Annotated in this window: 15 protein-coding genes; 5 read left to right on the forward strand and 10 right to left on the reverse strand. The window is 69.3% G+C overall.

Annotation, left to right across the window (positions count from 1 at the left end; genetic code table 11):
• Positions 1-20 precede the first annotated feature (20 nt).
• Complete coding sequence (locus tag IP91_RS14020; RefSeq protein WP_145649683.1) at positions 21-2,465, reverse strand: glycoside hydrolase family 2 TIM barrel-domain containing protein; 2,445 nt, start codon at positions 2,463-2,465, stop codon at positions 21-23.
• 271 nt (positions 2,466-2,736) lie between these two features.
• Between IP91_RS14020 and IP91_RS14025 the strand changes: the two genes are divergently transcribed.
• Positions 2,737-3,885: a sensor histidine kinase gene (locus IP91_RS14025; protein WP_145649684.1), complete on the forward strand. Its 1,149-nt coding sequence runs from the start codon at positions 2,737-2,739 to the stop codon at positions 3,883-3,885.
• A gap of 23 nt (positions 3,886-3,908) precedes the next feature.
• Here the strand turns inward: IP91_RS14025 and IP91_RS14030 are convergent, their stop codons facing one another.
• Together IP91_RS14030 and IP91_RS14035 are read right to left on the reverse strand one after the other, a co-directional pair.
• Complete coding sequence (locus tag IP91_RS14030; RefSeq protein WP_145649685.1) at positions 3,909-4,310, reverse strand: limonene-1,2-epoxide hydrolase family protein; 402 nt, start codon at positions 4,308-4,310, stop codon at positions 3,909-3,911.
• A 109-nt stretch (positions 4,311-4,419) separates the two neighbouring features.
• Positions 4,420-5,223: an SDR family NAD(P)-dependent oxidoreductase gene (locus tag IP91_RS14035; protein WP_145649686.1), complete on the reverse strand. Its 804-nt coding sequence runs from the start codon at positions 5,221-5,223 to the stop codon at positions 4,420-4,422.
• Between the two features lie 165 nt (positions 5,224-5,388).
• On the opposite strand from IP91_RS14035, the gene IP91_RS14040 reads away from it, so the two are divergent.
• A complete protein-coding gene (locus IP91_RS14040; protein WP_145649687.1) occupies positions 5,389-6,291 on the forward strand; it encodes a LysR family transcriptional regulator in 903 nt (300 codons plus the stop codon).
• An 18-nt stretch (positions 6,292-6,309) separates the two neighbouring features.
• Here IP91_RS14040 and IP91_RS14045 read toward each other — a convergent pair whose 3' ends face one another.
• Entirely contained in the window at positions 6,310-6,735 is a 426-nt protein-coding gene (locus IP91_RS14045; protein WP_145649688.1) for a (R)-mandelonitrile lyase, read from the reverse strand.
• An 87-nt stretch (positions 6,736-6,822) separates the two neighbouring features.
• On the reverse strand, positions 6,823-7,311 hold the full coding sequence (locus IP91_RS14050; RefSeq protein ID WP_199754597.1) for a (R)-mandelonitrile lyase: 489 nt from the start codon (positions 7,309-7,311) through the stop codon (positions 6,823-6,825).
• Positions 7,312-7,553: 242 nt separating this feature from the next.
• On the opposite strand from IP91_RS14050, the gene IP91_RS14055 reads away from it, so the two are divergent.
• On the forward strand, positions 7,554-8,498 hold the full coding sequence (locus IP91_RS14055) for a LysR family transcriptional regulator (RefSeq protein ID WP_145649689.1): 945 nt from the start codon (positions 7,554-7,556) through the stop codon (positions 8,496-8,498).
• On the opposite strand, the gene IP91_RS14060 is transcribed toward IP91_RS14055, so the two are convergent.
• Positions 8,469-9,662, reverse strand: coding sequence for an MFS transporter (locus tag IP91_RS14060; RefSeq protein WP_145649838.1), 1,194 nt, complete (start codon positions 9,660-9,662; stop codon positions 8,469-8,471). The genes IP91_RS14055 and IP91_RS14060 overlap by 30 nt on opposite strands.
• Before the next feature lie 366 nt (positions 9,663-10,028).
• Between IP91_RS14060 and IP91_RS26445 the strand changes: the two genes are divergently transcribed.
• Positions 10,029-13,310 carry a PAS domain-containing protein gene (locus IP91_RS26445; protein WP_145649690.1) on the forward strand — a complete coding sequence of 1,094 codons (3,282 nt, stop codon included), beginning with the start codon at positions 10,029-10,031 and terminating at the stop codon, positions 13,308-13,310.
• A 16-nt stretch (positions 13,311-13,326) separates the two neighbouring features.
• Here the strand turns inward: IP91_RS26445 and IP91_RS14070 are convergent, their stop codons facing one another.
• Both IP91_RS14070 and IP91_RS14075 read right to left on the reverse strand, forming a co-directional pair.
• Positions 13,327-13,686 (reverse strand): putative quinol monooxygenase, encoded by a 360-nt coding sequence (locus IP91_RS14070; protein ID WP_145649691.1) that lies wholly within the window; start codon positions 13,684-13,686, stop codon positions 13,327-13,329.
• Positions 13,683-14,363 carry a type 1 glutamine amidotransferase domain-containing protein gene (locus IP91_RS14075; protein WP_145649692.1) on the reverse strand — a complete coding sequence of 227 codons (681 nt, stop codon included), beginning with the start codon at positions 14,361-14,363 and terminating at the stop codon, positions 13,683-13,685. Before IP91_RS14075 ends, IP91_RS14070 begins: the two co-directional genes overlap by 4 nt.
• Positions 14,364-14,495: 132 nt before the next feature.
• On the opposite strand from IP91_RS14075, the gene IP91_RS14080 reads away from it, so the two are divergent.
• The gene (locus tag IP91_RS14080) at positions 14,496-15,404 is read left to right on the forward strand and encodes a LysR family transcriptional regulator (RefSeq protein ID WP_229474398.1); all 909 of its coding nucleotides are present in this window, start codon (positions 14,496-14,498) and stop codon (positions 15,402-15,404) included.
• 16 nt (positions 15,405-15,420) lie between these two features.
• Here the strand turns inward: IP91_RS14080 and IP91_RS26060 are convergent, their stop codons facing one another.
• On the reverse strand, positions 15,421-15,594 hold the full coding sequence (locus IP91_RS26060) for a hypothetical protein (protein WP_158643143.1): 174 nt from the start codon (positions 15,592-15,594) through the stop codon (positions 15,421-15,423).
• A 226-nt stretch (positions 15,595-15,820) separates the two neighbouring features.
• Positions 15,821-16,717, reverse strand: coding sequence for a LysR family transcriptional regulator (locus IP91_RS14085; protein WP_145649693.1), 897 nt, complete (start codon positions 16,715-16,717; stop codon positions 15,821-15,823).
• Between the last annotated feature and the right edge of the window lie 124 nt (positions 16,718-16,841).

A 16,841-nucleotide genomic window follows, 5' to 3' on the forward strand; every position in this document is an offset into this window, starting at 1 on the left:
CGTTGACACGGGCTGGGCAGTCAGCGCGTGGACGACGACACCGCGTCCACCCGCACCCGACCCACGGGCAGCCCATCGGTGGCCAGCGTGACGTCGATCGGCCCCGCCTGCAGGCCGGCGCGCACCACGGCCACCAGCCGGCCATGGAACGTGGTGCGCACGCCCGACTGCAGGCTCGATGCATCCATCGGATTGCCATTGCCCGCACCGGCCAGCGTGCCGGCCCCCCGCACGGTCACCGTGAACCGGCGGTCGTCGGCGCGCGCATAGACCGGCGTGCCGTTCGCATCGACCAGCTCCACCGTCACGTAGGCGAGATCCTCGCCATTGGCGCGCACGGTGGCGCGGTCGACCTGCACCTGCACGGCCGCCGGCGCGCCCGCGGTGCGCAGCTCCCACTGCCCGGCCGCCTTGCCGTCGCGGTAGCCCACCGCCAGCAGGCGGCCGGGCGCATACGTCACGCTGTAGTCGGCCTTGTACTCGGTGGCGCGGCCCACGCTGCGGCGGCCCAGGCTGCGGCCGTCGAGGAACAGCTCCACTTCCGGGAACTCGGAGTACACCACTACCTTCAGGGGCCTGCCTTCCTGGCCGGTCCACGTCCAGCTGGGGTGCAGGTCATGCAGCGACCAGTCCAGCTCCGGATGTTCGGCAAACAGCTCGCGGTCCGGCAGGTCCGCCGTGCCGGCCGGCTGCTCGACGAAGGCGGCCACCGGGTCGATGCCCGTCCCCCACAGCACCTGGCGGTAGTAGGCGGCGGGCCGCTTGCGTCCCGTGGTGTCGATCTCGCCGCTGTAGGCCAGGTTCCACGGATACGGGCCGAGCTGCTTCCAGTCCTTCGTGTAGCCCATCCAGCCGATGCCCGTCTCGCCGATGTAGTCCACCGCGGTCCAGACGAAGTCGCCGATCACCCACGGCATGCGGCCCACCGGATCCCAGTAGCGGAACGCATCCTTCGACGTCGATTCGGAGGTGTACATCACGCGCTGCGGATGCGTGCCGTGCTCCTTCTCGAACAGGTGCACGCGGTAGTTGTAGCCGGCCACATCGAGCTCGGCGAACTGCACGGCGTTGTCCGGCCCGTCCATGTTCACGCCCTGCGTCACGGGCCGCGTGGTGTCGAGACGGCGGATGCGCTCCTTCAGCTGGCGCGCGATGGCGGCGCCTTCCTTCGAACCCTGTTCGGGAATCTCGTTCCCCACGCTCCACATCACCACGCTCGGATGGTTGCGGCCCGAGACCACCAGGCTGTCGATGTCCTGCTGCCAGTTCGCATCGAAGAAGCGCGCGTAGTCGGCAGCGCGCTTCTCCTTGCGCCACATGTCGAACGCTTCGTCGATCACGAGCATGCCCAGTTCGTCGGCCGCATCCAGCGTGGCCTGGCTGGCCGGGTTGTGCGCGCTGCGGATGGCGTTGTAGCCGGCCGCCTTCATCAGCGCCACCTTGCGGGCATCCGCATCCGGCGCACCCGCGGCGCCCAGCATGTAGTTATCGTGGTGGATGTTCCCGCCGCGCAGGTCGTACCGCCTGCCGTTCACGCGCAGGCCGTTCTGCGCATCGACCGTCAAGGTGCGGATGCCGAAGCGGGTGCGCCGCACGTCCTTCACCACGCCGTCCACGCGCACTTCCTGCACCAGCGTGTACAGGTTCGGCGCATCGGGCGACCACAGCTTCGGCTGCGCCACGGCGAGCCCTTGCGCGATGTCGGCCGAGCCGCGCGCGGCCACCGTCATGGCCTGCCGCGCCGTGGCCACCGTCGCGCCGTCCGCCCCCACCACCTGCGACGTGACCTCCACGCGCACCGGCCTTGCCGCGCGGTTGCTGACGGTGGCGCGCGCCTCCACCTCGCCCCGGTCGGCGGTGGCCGAGCGCGTGCTCACGAACACGCTGTCCGGCGCGATGTGCACCGGATCGAGCACCTCCAGCGTCACCGGCCGGATCAGGCCCGAACCGGCATACCAGCGCGACGAGGGATCGACATGGTTCACACGCACGGCGATCACGTTGTCGCCCGCCTTCACCTTGCCCGTCAGGTCCACGCCGAACGCCGTGTAGCCGTAGCGGTGCCGCGCCACGTGCGTGCCGTTCAGCCAGATGTCCGCATCCATGTAGACCGCCTCGAACTGCAGCCGCAGCACGCGCGCCGCGTCGGCCGCATCGAGCTTCATATGGCGGCGGTACCAGCCGATGCCACCCGGCAGATAGCCGGCATCCTGGCCGCCCACGGCCTTCGCATCGAACGGCGGCGTGCCATCGGGGCGGTCCATGATGCCGAAGTCGTGCGGCACCACCACGCGGCGCCAGCCGCTGTCGTCGAAACCGGGCTGCTCGGCCCCCGCCAGTTCCCCTGCGCCGAAGAGCCAATCCTGCGACAGGCTGCGCCGCTCGGCGGCGGCCGGGCCGCAGGCCAGTGCGATGGCCAGTGCCAATGGCAGGAGTTGCAGAAGTCGTCGGGGTGAGTGGGTCATGCGCCGGTCCTGTGGATGAGTGGAATAAACCCGCGCATACTAGCAGACGGGGTTGCCGGAATCGCATCGTCATCGGGCAGCCGGCCGGCCGCGTTCCCGGACCTGCGAACCGTGCGCGGGCCGGCGCAGCCGGACTATATAATTTCCGCCTGAAACTTCTTTCGCCGACCGCCCCACCCCCGCGACGGTTTATTAGCGCCGATGGCGCCCGGCTTTGCCACCTCGGCCAAACAGGCTGCCGGTGTTGGCTAGGTCCCTCGAAGAGAGCGGCATGACACTGGCAACAGACCAACAACCGGAGCGCGAGGGCTTTTCGCCCACGTCCCTGCAGTTCCTATCCATGCGCGACGCCGTGATGGACCACTGGGAGCGCGAAGTGCGCGCCCAGGTGGCCGGCGCGAGCGACCTGCTCGGCCCGGTGCTGACGAACACGCTGCCGGCCTTCTACGACAATATCGCCGAGGCGCTGAGCCCCGGCCACCCGCGCGAGAACGCCACCAGCGACACCAACGCGGCCAGCGCCCACGGCGGCGAGCGTGCCCGCATGACGCCGTACGGCCCGGACCAGGTGATCCATGAATACCAGCTGCTGCGCGCCGCCATCGCCGCCGTGGCGCAGGAGCGCTTGACGCTGGGGCCGTCCGACTGGACGATCATCGACGACTCCATCGACGAGGCCATGCGCCAGGCGATCCGCGCCTTCACGCGCAGCCACGACGAGCTGCGCCGCAAGGTGGCGGCCGCCCTGTCCCACGACATGCGCACGCCGCTGTCGGTGGTGCTGACGGGCGCGCAGCTGATCGGCATCGCGCCCAGCATGGACATCGCCCGCAACACGGCCAGCAAGATCGCGGCGAATGCGGTGCGCCTGCGCGACATGATGGGCGACCTGCTCGATACGCTGACCTATCACGGCGATGCCTCGATCCCGCTCGACCTGTCGCAGTTCGACGTGTTCGAGCTGGTGAAGGAACTGCGCGACCAGTACTGCCAGTCGCGCGAGGGCACGCTCGATTTCGAGGCCGTCGGCGAGGCCGTCGTCGGTTTCTGGGACCGCGGCTCGATGCACCGCGCGCTGGAAAACCTCGTCAACAACGCCGTGAAATACGGCGATGGCGGCAAGATCAAGATCAAGGCCTGCGAAACGCGCGGGCGGCTGATGCTCAGCGTGCACAACGACGGCCGGCCGATCCCGCCGGACCAGCACGACCGCATCTTCGAATACCTGCGCCGTGAAGGCGGCTCGCCCGCCGCAGCCGGCTGGGGCATCGGCCTGCCGTTCGTGAAGATGGTGGCGCAAAGCCACGGCGGCACGGTGGCCGTGGACAGCTCGGGTGCCACCGGCACCACCTTCCTGATCGACATCCCCGTCGACTGCCGGCCGTTCGTGGGCGGCGGCGAAGGCCAGCTGCCCGGCTGAGCCCTGCCCGGCCTGCGCCGCGTTCAGCCCTGCCTGATCGCGGCCAGCTGCCGGTCGAAGTCCGCCGGATCGAAGTAATCGCGCCACACCGTGATCTGGCCGTCCACCACCGTGATCGTGCCCATCACCGGCAGCGTGATGGTGCCACCGTCGCGGTGGCGGAACACGTCGATGCGCTCGTTGAGCACCACATTGCCCGCCTGCGCGATGTGCGTGACCTGCCAGTCGAGCAGGAAGTCGGTGCCGATGCCGAAGCCGCGGTGGAACTCGGCAACCGCCGCGCGGCCCACGATGTCCGGGAACGGCACGTTGTCGTACAGGACATCGTCGGCCAGCATCGCCAGCGCGGCGTCGATCCGGTTGTGGTTCCAGTGTTCGAAGAATCGTGCGGCGATCTGCAGTGGCGACAGCGCTTGCGTGGACATGGTGACTCCTTGAGGGTGGATGGCGCCGGGCCGCTGCCCGGCGCGCGTTTCGATCAGATTGCGATCAGATTGCGATCAGGTTGCTGCGATCCGGTAGGAACGCTGCGGATCAGGTGAGCTGCCCGCCGTCGACGGTGATCGCCGTGCCGGTGATGTAGCCCGCATCGGGTCCGGCCAGGAATGCCACCGCACCCGCGATGTCCTCCGGCCTGCCGTAACGGCCCAGCGCGGCCATCCCTGCCAGCGCCGGCGCATGATCGGCCGTCGCCGGATTCATGTCCGTGTCGATGGCGCCCGGGTGCACCACGTTCACGGTGATGCCGCGCGCGCCCAGGTCCCGTGCCCAGGCGCGGCTGTAGGCCGCAACCGCCGCCTTCGTCGCCACGTAGTCGCCGATGCCGGGAAACGGCGCCCGCAGCGCGCCCGTCGTGCCGATCGAGACGATGCGCCCGCCGTCCGCCAGTAAAGGCGCCGCGGCCCGCACCGCCGCAACCACGCCACCGACATTGACGGCATGCTGGCGTTCGAACGCGCCGATATCCGCCTGGGCATCATCGACCGCACCGGTGACGAACACGCCGGCGCTGTTGACGAGGATGTCGAGCCGGCCGAAGTGGCGGTGCACCCGCTGCACCAGCGCCGTCACCTGCGCCGCGTCGCCCTGGTCGGCGCGCACCGCCAGCGCGCCCACGCCCTGCGCCTCGATTCCCCCCGCCACGGTGCGCGCCCGGTCCTCCGCATTGGCATAGCTGAACGCCACGTTGGCGCCCTCCCCGGCCAGCCGCCGCGCGATGGCCGCGCCGATGCCGCGCGAACCGCCGGTGACCAGTGCCGTCTTGCCCTGCAGTGGCCTGGACGTCCGTGCCTGCGCTGTCCGTGCCTGCGATGTCCGTTCCTGCGATGTCCGTTCCATGGTGTGCTCCCGAAAGGCCGGCCGGCGGGATTGCGCGGTTCGCGGCCTGATGGAGACACTCTAGTCGCTTCGAAAACAGGGATAAAGATGCAAAACCGGCCAGCACTGTTCCTGTTCGGGTGATAATCGTGGTCCAGACGGAGCATCCGGACAAGGAGAACGGGCGTGGATTACTACCTGGCCGTGAAGGCCTTCATCGGCGTGGCGGATACCGGCAGCTTCAGCAGGACGGCCGCCCACCTGGACCTGCCGCGCAATGCCGTGACGAAGCTGGTGCAGAGCCTGGAAGCGCACCTGAAGGTCCGGCTGTTCCACCGCACCACGCGGCGCGTGGCACTGACCAGCGACGGCAGCGCCTACTACGAGCGCATCGCCCGCGTGTTCGACGCCTGGCAGGAAGCCGCCGCCGACCTGGCTGCCGCCCACGCGGCACCGCGCGGCCGGCTGCGCGTGGACATGGGCACGACGATGGCGTCGCTGCTGGTGATCCCTGCGCTGCCCGAATTCCAGGCGCGCTATCCGGAACTGCAGCTCGACCTGGGTATCGGCGACCGCACCGTCGACCTGGTGCACGAGCGCGTGGACTGCGTGGTGCGTGGCGGGCGCATCGCGGACGAATCGCTGATCGCCCGCCCCATCGGCGACATGCATTTCGTGACCTGCGCGAGCCCCGCCTACCTGGCGCGTCACGGCACCCCGGCGCACCCGGCGGACCTGGAGGACGGCCACCTGCTGGTCCGGTATTTTTTCGCGGGATCGGGCCGCAGGATGCCGATCGTTTTGCGGCGCGGCGACGAACAGGCGACGGTGACGGGCCGCCAGTTCCTGGCCGTGAACGACAGCAATGCCTACCTGGCGGCGGGCCTGGCCGGGCTCGGCGTCCTTCACACGCCCGCCTTCATGGCCGAGCCCCATATCGCGTCGGGCCAGCTCGTGCGCCTGCTGCCGGCGTGGTCGGCCGAGCCCCATCCGATCAGCATCGTCTACCTGCCGAACCGCCACCTCAGCGCGCGGGTGCGCGTGTTCGTCGACTGGATGGCGGAGCTGTTCGCGCGCCAGGCCCGTTAGCGCATCGGGGCTGCGGGCTCAGTGATCGTGCGGCGTGAACCCGGCCACGGGGCCGAGGTAATCCTCGTCGCTCACCTTGTCGAGCCACACGACATTCACGCCGTCCAGCGCTTCCTGGATGGCGATGTGCGTCATGGCCGTGGTGGCCGTGGCGCCGTGCCAGTGCTTGTGGCCGGGCGGGCACCAGACCACGTCGCCGGTGCGGATCTCCACCTTCCCTTCCCCTTCGCACTGGGTCCAGCCGCAGCCGGCCGTGACGATCAGCGTCTGCCCCAGCGGGTGCGTGTGCCAGGCCGAGCGCGCGCCCGGCTCGAACGTGACGGCGGCGGCCGACACGCGTGACGGTGCCGGCGGCGAGTTCAGCGGATCGATGCGCACGGTGCCGGTGAAGTACGCTTCCGGGCCTTTCATGGAGGGCTGCGAGCCCACGCGTTTCAGTTCCATTTGTTTTCCTTGGTTGAGCTGTTGCGGATTCATCCTGCCGCGGCGGGCATCAGTACAACGCCGCGGGCGAGCGCGGCAGAATACGCGTCACCGGTCTCGCGGCTTGCGGTACTGCGCCTCGCTCACCTTCTCCAGCCACTGCACGTTCCTGCCGTCCCGCGTGGCGCTCAGCGCGATGTGCGTCATGGCCGTGGCGGGCGTGGCGCCGTGCCAGTGCTTCACGCCGGGCGGACACCACACGGCATCGCCTTCATGCAGCTCCTCGACGGGGCCGCCCTCGGCCTGCGTCCAGCCCGTGCCGGCCGTGACGATCAGGTACTGGCCGGCCGGATGCGTGTGCCAGGCCGAGCGCGCGCCGGGCTGGAAGGTGACGCGGCCGGCGCTCATGCTCACCGCCGCACCGGCCGGGAAGACCGGCTGCACGGCGACGGCACCCGTGAACGTGTCCGCGCTGCCTTGGGACGGCGCCTGCGTGGCGGCGCGGTAGATGGTTTGCGTGGCGGGTGCATCGGCTGCCATGGCAACGGTGCCGGCGGCGGTGAGCAGCGCGAGGGCCGCGATGCGTTGTGCAATCATGGGTTCTCCTGGAATGGCGTTCATGCGAAGCTGCGGGACGAGAATGACGGCGTGACGGGAGCGACGGGGTGACGGAGTGACTGTAACGCTGTGCCAACGGCGCGCCTAGACCGCACGGCTGCAAGCCCTTATGAGCAGGGCTCATGAGTAAAGGGCTGAATCGGCCTCCATCCATGAACTGCAGCCATCAATCACGACATTGATTGATGTTGTATCATCGGAATTTCCCCACGACGCAGCCCATGGCCCGAGACAACCTGAACGACATCCTGGCCTTCTTCGCCGTCGCCCGCGAGCGCAGCTTCACGCGCGCCGCGGCCAAGCTGGGCATCACGCAGTCCGCCCTCAGCCACATCATCCGTTCGCTGGAAAGCCGCCTGGGCGTGCGGCTGCTCACCCGCACGACGCGCAGCGTGTCGCCCACCGAAGCGGGCGAGCGCCTGCTGCAGAACGTGGCGCCGCGGCTGGAGGAAATCGAGGCGGAGATCGCCGCCGTCAGCGACCTGGGGGACAAGCCGGTGGGCACCATCCGCATCACGGCGATCGACCATGTGATCGACACGGTGCTGTGGCCCCGCATCGCGCCGCTGCTGCCGCAGTATCCCGACCTGCACGTGGAGATCAGCTCCGACTACCGCATGGTGGACATCGCCGCCGAGCGCTACGACATCGGCGTGCGCCATGGCGACCAGGTGGAAAAGGACATGATCGCCGTGCGCCTGACGGCCGATACGCCGATGGCGATCGTCGGCTCGCCCGGCTATTTCGCCTGGCACCAGCAGCCGGCGTCGCTGCAGGAACTGCTCAAGCAGAACTGCATCAACCTGCGGCTGGCCAGCAGCGGCGGGCTGTATGCCTGGGAGCTGGAACACGAGGGCAGGCCGATGGAAGCGCGCGTGCGCGGCCAGGTGGTGCTCACCAACGTGTATCACATCCTGAACGCGGCACTCGATGGCTGCGGCCTGGCCTTCCTGCCCGAGAGCATGGTGGCCACGCACGTGCGCGAAGGACGGCTGGTGAGCGTGATGCCCGACTGGTGCCCGTCCTTCCCCGGCCTGCATGCGTATTACCCGAGCCGCCGCCACACCTCGCGGGCCCTGGCGCTGATCATCGATGCGATCCGCCACAAGGAAGATGGCGACCCGGCCGGGGTGCTGTCAGCCGCGGCGTTCGGCGCGCGCCGCTAGCACGGCGCACATGGCGGCGGCCACCAGGATCGCCGCGCTCAGGTGGAAGGTGGCGCGGTAGCCGGCCGCATCGAACACCAGGCCGCCCACCGTGGCGCCCAGCATGATGGACAGCTGCACCGTTGCCACGATCAGGCCGCCACCGGCTTCGGCATCCTGCGGCAGCGTGCGGGCCAGCCAGGTCCACCAGCCCACCGGGGCCGCCGTGGCGATCAGGCCCCAGACGGCCAGCAGCGCCGTCACCGCAACTGCCGAACTGCCCAGCGCCACCAGCGCCAGCGCGATCACCGCCATCACGGCGGGAATGGCGATCAGCGTGCGGTACAGGTGCCCCTGCAGGAAGCGGCCGATCAGCGTGGTGCCGATGAAGCCGGCCACGCCCAGCACCAGCAGCATCAGCGACAGCGTCGACACGCCCACCCGCGTGACCTTTTCCAGGAAGGGCCGCAGGTACGTGAACAGCGCGAACTGGCCCATGAAGAACAGGCCGGAGGCCGCCATGCCGAGCACCACCACGGGCCGGCGCAGCAATCTCGACAGGCTGCCGAGGCCCTGCCCGCCCGCCGCCTGCATCGGCGGCAGGCTGGCCAGCTTCCACGCAAAGGCGATCGCCGCGACCGGCACCACGCAGAAGAACGCGCCGCGCCAGCCGATCGCCGCGCCCAGGAAACTGCCCAGCGGCGCCGCCACCACGGTCGCCAGCGCATTGCCGCCGTTGAGGATCGCCAGCGCGCGCGGCACGTCGGCCGGCGGCACCAGCCGCATCGCCGTGGCGGCGGACATCGACCAGAAGCCGCCGATCGCCACGCCGATCAGCGCGCGGCCCACCATGAAGATGGCGTAATTCGGCGCGAACGCGGCCACCGTGCCGGAGACGATCATCAGCACCGTCAGCGCCAGCAGCAGCACCTTGCGGTCCAGCCGCCCGGCCAGCGTGGCGATGAACAGGCTTGTCAGCAGCGCGAACGCGCCGGAGATCGCGATGGCCTGGCCGGCCTGCCCTTCCGTGATGTGCAGGTCCGCCGCGATGGGCGTGAGCAGGCTGACGGGCATGAACTCCGAGGCCACCAGCACGAACGCCCCGAGCGACATCGCCAGCACGGCGCCCCACGCGGCGGGCCGCGCCGCCACCGGTTCCGGAGCGGCGCTGGCTTCCAGATTCATCATCGGAGCAGCCCCCAGGTGTGGCAGCGGGCGGCACCGATGGGAAGGCAAGGAAGGCGCGATGCGCGGCGGGTGCTGCCCGGCGCTGCGCGGGGCTGGTCGCCGGCGCGGGCGCCGGAGAGGATTGCGGTCATGGATGCTTCCTGCGTGGGATTGGATCAGGGAGGCATGGTAATGGCCAGCACAGCCCGGCGGAGGGGCAACGATTTGATGGGCTTATGACGGCAGCTCATGGATCTCGGCGGAGATTATATATTTGGAGACATGAAATTGGGTGCCAGGTCGGCTCGCCAAAGTCAGCGGTGCCGCCCCGACAGCCGATATCCTTTACCATATTCCTTTGCCGTTTCGTCCTGAACACCCGTCATGCAGCCCTCTTCCGATTTCGAACGCCCCCTGTCCGTGCAGGGCGCCGCGCAGCGCGAGAGCGAAGAAAAATTCCGGCTGATGGCCGATGTCCTGCCGCAGATCATCTGGGTCACGGATGCCGAGGGCCGGGTGCAGTTCTTCAACCAGCAGTGGCGCGACTACACGGGCATCGAATTCCACCCTGCCACCGCCGCGGAAGTCGCCGCGGCCGCCGTGCACCCGGACGACGTGGCGCTGACCATGGCGCGCTTCAACGAGGCGCGGCACACGGGCGGCACCTTCCTCGTCGAGCACCGCATCCGCTCGGCGGCCGGCAACTACCGCTGGTTCCTCGTCAAGGCCGAGCCGTACCGGGATCCCGCCAGCGGCGCGATCACGCGCTGGTTCGGCTCGTCGACGGACATCCACGACCGCAAGCAGGAAGAAGAGGCGCGCCACCGCTTCGCGCTGCGCCAGAGCTTCCAGCTGGCGCTGGCGGACCGCATCCGTCCGCTGGCCGATCCGGAGGCCGTGATCGCCGAGGCCAGCGAGCTGCTGGGCACCCAGCTGGGCGTCACGCGCGTGATCTATGGCGAGACGACCGACGGCGGCGCATCGCTGGTCCTGCACCGCGACTGGACCGACGGCACGGTGCCGTCGATGGCCGGCCTGCAGGTGACGCTCGACGACTACGGTCCCGGACTGGCCGCCAGCCTGCAGGCCGGCATCGTGATGGCGGTGCCGGACGTGGCCGCCAACGAGCATACGGCGCCCTACCGCGAGCGCCACGAGGCCGTTGCGGTACGCGCCTTCCTGGCCATCCCGCTGATGAAGCATGGCCAGCTGCAGGCCATCCTCAGCGTGCATGACGCGGCCGTGCACCACTGGACCGCTAACGACATCGACATGGCGCGCGACATGGTCGACCGCACCTGGTCCGCGGTGGACAGCGCGCGCGCCCAGGCCGGCGCGCTGGTCAATGCGGAGCGCGTGCAGCTGGCGCTGGCGGCCGGCGCCATCATCGGCACCTGGTTCTGGGACCTGCGCACGGACCGCTTCACGGTGGACGAAGCGTTCGCGGAAGCCTTCGGCATCGAGCCGGCACTGGGCCGCAGGGGCCTGAGCCTGGCGCAGGTGGTGGCCACCGTGCACCCGGACGACCAGGCCGGCCTGGCGCAGGCGATCGGCGACGCGATCGCCGCCGGCGGCCATTACGCGCACCAGTACCGCGTGCGCCGCGCCGATGGCTGCTACTACTGGATCGAGGCCAATGGCCGCGTCGACCTCGATGCGGAAGGCAAAGGCATGCGCTTCCCCGGCGTGCTGATCGACGTGGAGAACCGCCGCGCCGTGGAGGCGGAGCGCGACCGCGCCATCGTCAAGCTGCGCGCGCTGAACGACGAGCTGGAACAGAAGGTGATGGCGCAGCTGCTGGCGCGCGGCCGCACCTGGAACGTCAGCCCGGACATCCTCGGCGTGCTCAATGGCGCCGGCTTCTTCGAGGCCTCGAATCCCGCCTGGGGCGCCACGCTGGGCTGGTCCGAGGAAGAGATCTTCCAGACGCCGTTCCTGGACCTGGTGCATCCGGACGACCGCGACGCCACGCGCGCGATGTGGCAGGCGGCGCTGGCGCAGAACACGCCCGTGCCCCGTTTCGACAACCGCTACCGCCACCGGGACGGCGGCTGGCGCTGGCTGTCGTGGGTGGCCGTGCCCGAGGAAGGCAAGCTGTACTGCTCGGCGCGGGACATCACCGTCGTCAAGCAGGCCGAGGACGAACTGGTGACGCGCACGGCGGAGCGCGACCGCATGTGGAATTCATCGCCCGACCTGCTGCTGGTGATCGATTTCGACGGCTACCTGCGCCGCGTGAATCCGGCCTGGACCGGCCTGCTGGGCTACCAGCCGGACGAGCTGGTGGGCCACCACGTGACCGAGTTCGTGCTGCCGGACGATCACCCGTCCACCATCGAGGCGTACGTGGGTGCCGCCGACGGCAACGTGGCGCGCCTCGTCAACCGCTACCGCCACAGGAACGGCTCGCTGCGCTGGATCTCCTGGGTGGGCGTGCCGGCGGCGGACATGACGTATGCCACCGGCCGCGACGTCACCACGGACCGCGAACGCCAGGCCGAGCTGGAACAGGCGCAGGAGCAGCTGCGCCAGTCGCAGAAGATGGAAGCGGTGGGCCAGTTGACGGGCGGCCTGGCGCACGACTTCAACAACCTGCTGGCCAGCATCATGGGCGGGCTGGAGCTGACCGGCATCCGCCTCCGCCAGAACCGGCCGGACGACGTGGAGCGCTACATGGGCATGGCGATGGGCGCCACGCGCCGCGCCGCCGCCCTCACGCACCGCCTGCTGGCCTTCTCGCGGCGCCAGACGCTGGCGCCCACGCCCACCAACGTCAACACGCTGGTGGGCGGCATGGTGGACATCATCCGCCGCACCGTCGGTCCCGGCGTGACGGTGGCCACCGACTGCACGGCGGCACCCTGGACCACGCTGGTGGACCAGTCGCAGCTGGAAAACACGCTGCTCAACCTGTGCCTGAACGCGCGCGATGCAATGCCCGACGGTGGCACCATCACCATCCGCACGCGCAACCATGCCGTGACCGCAGCGGAGGCAAAGCAGCACGAGATGCCGGCCGGCGAATACCTGTCGCTGAGCGTGGCCGATACCGGCACCGGCATGAGGGCGGAAGTGCGGGCGCGCGCCTTCGAACCCTTCTTCACCACCAAGCCGCTTGGCCAGGGCACGGGCCTGGGCCTGTCGATGATCTACGGGTTCGCCCGCCAGTCCGGCGGCAACGCGCGCATCGAATCAACGGTGGCGGAAGGCACCGAGGTCTGCATCCTGCTGCCGCGCCACCATGGCGCACCGGAAGCGGAGGCCGGTACGCCGGCCACGGAACCGCTGGCCATGCAGAAGAGCGCCAAGACCATCCTCGTGGTGGACGACGAGCCGGACGTGCGCCTGTTGGTGATGGACGTGCTGAAGGACATGGGCTACATCGCCATCGAGGCATCCGATGGTGCCGCGGGCCTGGAAGTGCTGGCATCGAATGCCCGCCTCGACCTGCTGGTCTCCGATGTGGGCCTGCCCGGCGGGATGAACGGGCGGCAGATGGCCGATGCCGGCCGCGTCCACCGTCCCGACCTGAAGGTGCTGTTCATCACGGGCTACGACGAAGCGGCCTCGCTGGACAAGGGCCAGCTGGCGCCGGGCATGGCGGTGCTCACCAAGCCCTTCCCGCTGGAGGCGCTGGGCCTGCGCATCCGCGAGATGATCGGCTGAGCCGGCACTGCCGCCCTTACTGGTCCGCCGGCTGGAGCACGTCTACACGCCGCTCCGCCAGCAGCGGCAGGATCCGCCCGACGACGAGCGCCTGGTAGTGCGGCGACTGGCGGTGCGCGTCGATGGCGGCGCTGTCGCGGTACTGCTCCACCAGCAGCAGGCTGTCGGCGCCATCGACATCGCGGTACACCTCGTAGCGCAGGCAGCCCTCTTCCGCCAGCGACTGCGTGCGCAGTTCGGCAATCAGGCCAAGCACTTCTTCCAGCGCCCCGGCGTTCAGGACCCAGCGGGCGATGACGGTAATAGGCGCGGTGATGGGCCCGGTGATGGGCGCGGTGATCGGCGCGGTGATCGGCGCGGTGATCGGCGCGCTCATGCCGCTTCTCCCTGCAGTGCCGCGACGATGGCCTGGGCAAGCGGTCCGCCCGATGCCGGATTCTGGCCGGTGAGCAGGCGCCCGTCGACCACCACGCCCGGCTGCCACGGTGCCACCGACGAATACTCTGCCCCTTCCGCACGCAGCGCCGTCTCCAGGTTGAACGGCACGTCGGCCTGCGCGTAGTTCGCCTCTTCCTCGTCCGAGAACGACGTGAGCTTGCGGCCCTGCACCAGCCTGGTACCGTCCTCCAGCGTCACGCCCAGGAAGGCCGCGGGACCGTGGCAGACGGCGGCCACGATGCGGCCGGCATCCCAGGCCCGCGCCACGGCGCGCTTCACCTCGGGGTCAAGGGCGATGTCCACCATCGGGCCCAGGCCGCCCGGGAAGAAGATCGCGTCATAGTCGAGCACATCGACTTCCGACAGCTTGCGGCTGCGGCCCATGCGGCGGATCGCCTTGCTGCCGCGGAAGGCGCGCTGCGCCGGGTCGTTCTCGTCGTAGCCGTCGAACGGCGGCGTGCCACCCAGCGGCGAGGCGTATTCGATGGCGATGCCGGCCGCGTCGAACACCTCGACGGGGTGGGCTACCTCGGGGAAGAAGTAGCCGGTGGCGCGGTGGTTGGGGCCGATTTCGGCAGCGTTCGTCAAAATGAACAGCACGTGTTTCAGGCTCATGGTGCACTCCTCGTTGGTTGACCGGCACGACCGGCATGAGTGAACTATAGGTGTCCGAACGACGCCTGTGTAGATACTGGCAAGATGACGCAATGTCAAAACCGTTGATACAATCCTTGTACAATCCGGCACATGACCGAACCCCTGCCGATCCTCGACGAACTGCGCGCCATGGTGATCTTCGCCACCGTCGTGCGCGCCGGCAGCTTTGCCGCCGGCGCCCGCGCGCTGGGCCTGACGCGCGCCGTGGTGAGCCACCACATCCGCGGCCTGGAAGCGAAGCTGGGCGTGCCGCTGGCCCAGCGCAGCACGCGCAGCTTCAGCCTCACGCCGGCGGGCGAAGCGTTCCGCGTGCACTGCGAACGCATGCTCGACGAGGCCGTGGATGGCATGCGCAGCATGGAGCTGCTGCGCGCCGAACCGAGCGGCGAGGTGCGCATCACCTGCTCGCACCACTTCGGCAGCAAGCGCATCCTGCCCGCGCTGCTGGAGTTCCGGCGGCGCTATCCGGCCATCCGCCTGCACGTGGCGATGAACGATGCGAACGTCGACCTGGTCCAGCAGGGCATCGAGCTGGCCGTGCGTGCCGGGCCGCTGGCCGATTCGGCGCTGGTGGCGCGCCGGCTGGTGATGGAGCCGACGATGCTGTGCGCCTCGCCCGCCTACCTGCGCCGCAACCGCGTGCCGACGTCCGCGGCGGAACTGGAGCAGCATCGCTGGGTGGTGTACCCGCCGGGCCAGCGCAGCATCAACGTGCGGATTGGCGAACGGGATGTGCCGGTGGCGGTGCGTGGGGATGTGGTGACGGACAGCGCCGCGTCCCGGCTGGCGTTCGTGCTGGCCGGCGAAGGCATCGCGCGGCTGCCGGCCTATGACGCGGCCGCGCTGCTCGCTTCCGGCGAACTGGTGCGCGTGCTGCCCGAAGCGGAGACGGCCTCGCTGCAGATCTACCTCGTGCACGCGAAACGCATCGGCCCCAGTGCGCGGCTGCTGCGCGACTTCCTGCTGGCAGGCGCCGGCAACGAGGTCGCCGCCGCCTGAAGAACAGGCCCGTTGCTTACTTGACGGTGCGCCCCAGGAAGTCACGCATCAGCGCACCGATCGCGGCACTGTCCTCTTCCAGCGCGAAATGGCCCGTATCGAGCAGGCCTGCAAGCTGCGTGACGGGGACGCTGAAGGAGGCGAGGCCGAGAGCGGAAGCGAGGCGGTACAGGGTGGCGACATTGAACATGATCAGTCCTTTGGAATAGGCTTCGACGGGAAGGTCTCGAACAGGAACAGCCTCGAACAGGAACGGGCCGGCATGGGAACAGGCCAGGTGGAGCGGATGCAGGGGAGATCGTCAACGCTGCGGACGCAGCGCAGTCCATTCTAGGGACATGGCCAGGGCCGGGAAACGCCATCGCCGGCAAGACACCGTTGCGCGCGGCGGAATGGCGCGCACGGGTGGGATCGGCTCAGTGGAACTGCCGGTGCTCGCGCAGCCCGCTGGCCAGCAGGTCGATGAAATGGCGCACCTTCGACGAGCCGAACTTGCTCTCCCGATGGAGCACGTGCACGGGCCACGGCGCCTCCTCGTGATCGGCCAGCACGATCTGCACGCGCCCGGCCGCCAGTTCGTCGGCGATCTGGTAGGACAGCAGCCGGCAGATGCCCAGCCCGGACGTGACGGCGGCGATGGCCGCGTCGTTGCTGGTCACCGTCAGGCGCGGCCGCATGCGCACCACCAGCGGATCGTGCGTGCCGAACTTCCATTCCACGCGCGGCGAGATACCGCTGGCGGCAATGATCGTATGGCGCTGCAGGTCGACCGGATGGCGCGGCGTGCCGTGCTTGGCCAGGTAGTCAGGAGAGGCGCACAGCACGCGCCGCACCTCCCCGACCTTCAGTGCCTTCAGGCTGGAATCGGGCAGGTGGCCGATGCGCACGGCCACGTCGATGCCCTCGTCCATCAGGTTCACGATGCGGTCGATGAAGTAGGCCGACACGTCCACTTCCGGATAGTCCTGCAGGTAGCGCAGGATGCAGGGCATGACGAAGGCCTTGCCGAACAGGACGGACGCCGTGACGGACAGGTTGCCCTTCGGCGCCGCATTGACGCCGGCCGCCGCCTGGTTCGCTTCGGCGATGCTGGCGAGGATATTGCGCGCGTCGTCGAGGTAGCGGCGCCCTGCTTCCGTGAGCCGCACATTGCGCGTGGTGCGCAGCAGCAGCTTCACGCTCAGCTGCTCTTCCAGCGCCGCGATGGCCCGCGTGACGGCCGCCGGCGACAGCTGCAGGCGCCGTGCCGCGGCCGCAAAGCCTTCCTCTTCGCCGACCGCCACGAAGACATTCATCAGGTGGATCTGGTCCATTGCTGCTCCGGGCGAAATGGTGATTTACGATGGATGCCGATTCTTGATCCCGGCATTATTGGGGAAAATACCAGGCTTCGCAATGCACGGGGCCGCCGCTTTCATGCGGCACCCCATCACCTAT

Source organism: Pseudoduganella lurida (assembly GCF_007830455.1).
In the GTDB taxonomy this organism is placed as follows: Bacteria; Pseudomonadota; Gammaproteobacteria; order Burkholderiales; family Burkholderiaceae_D; genus Rugamonas; species Rugamonas lurida.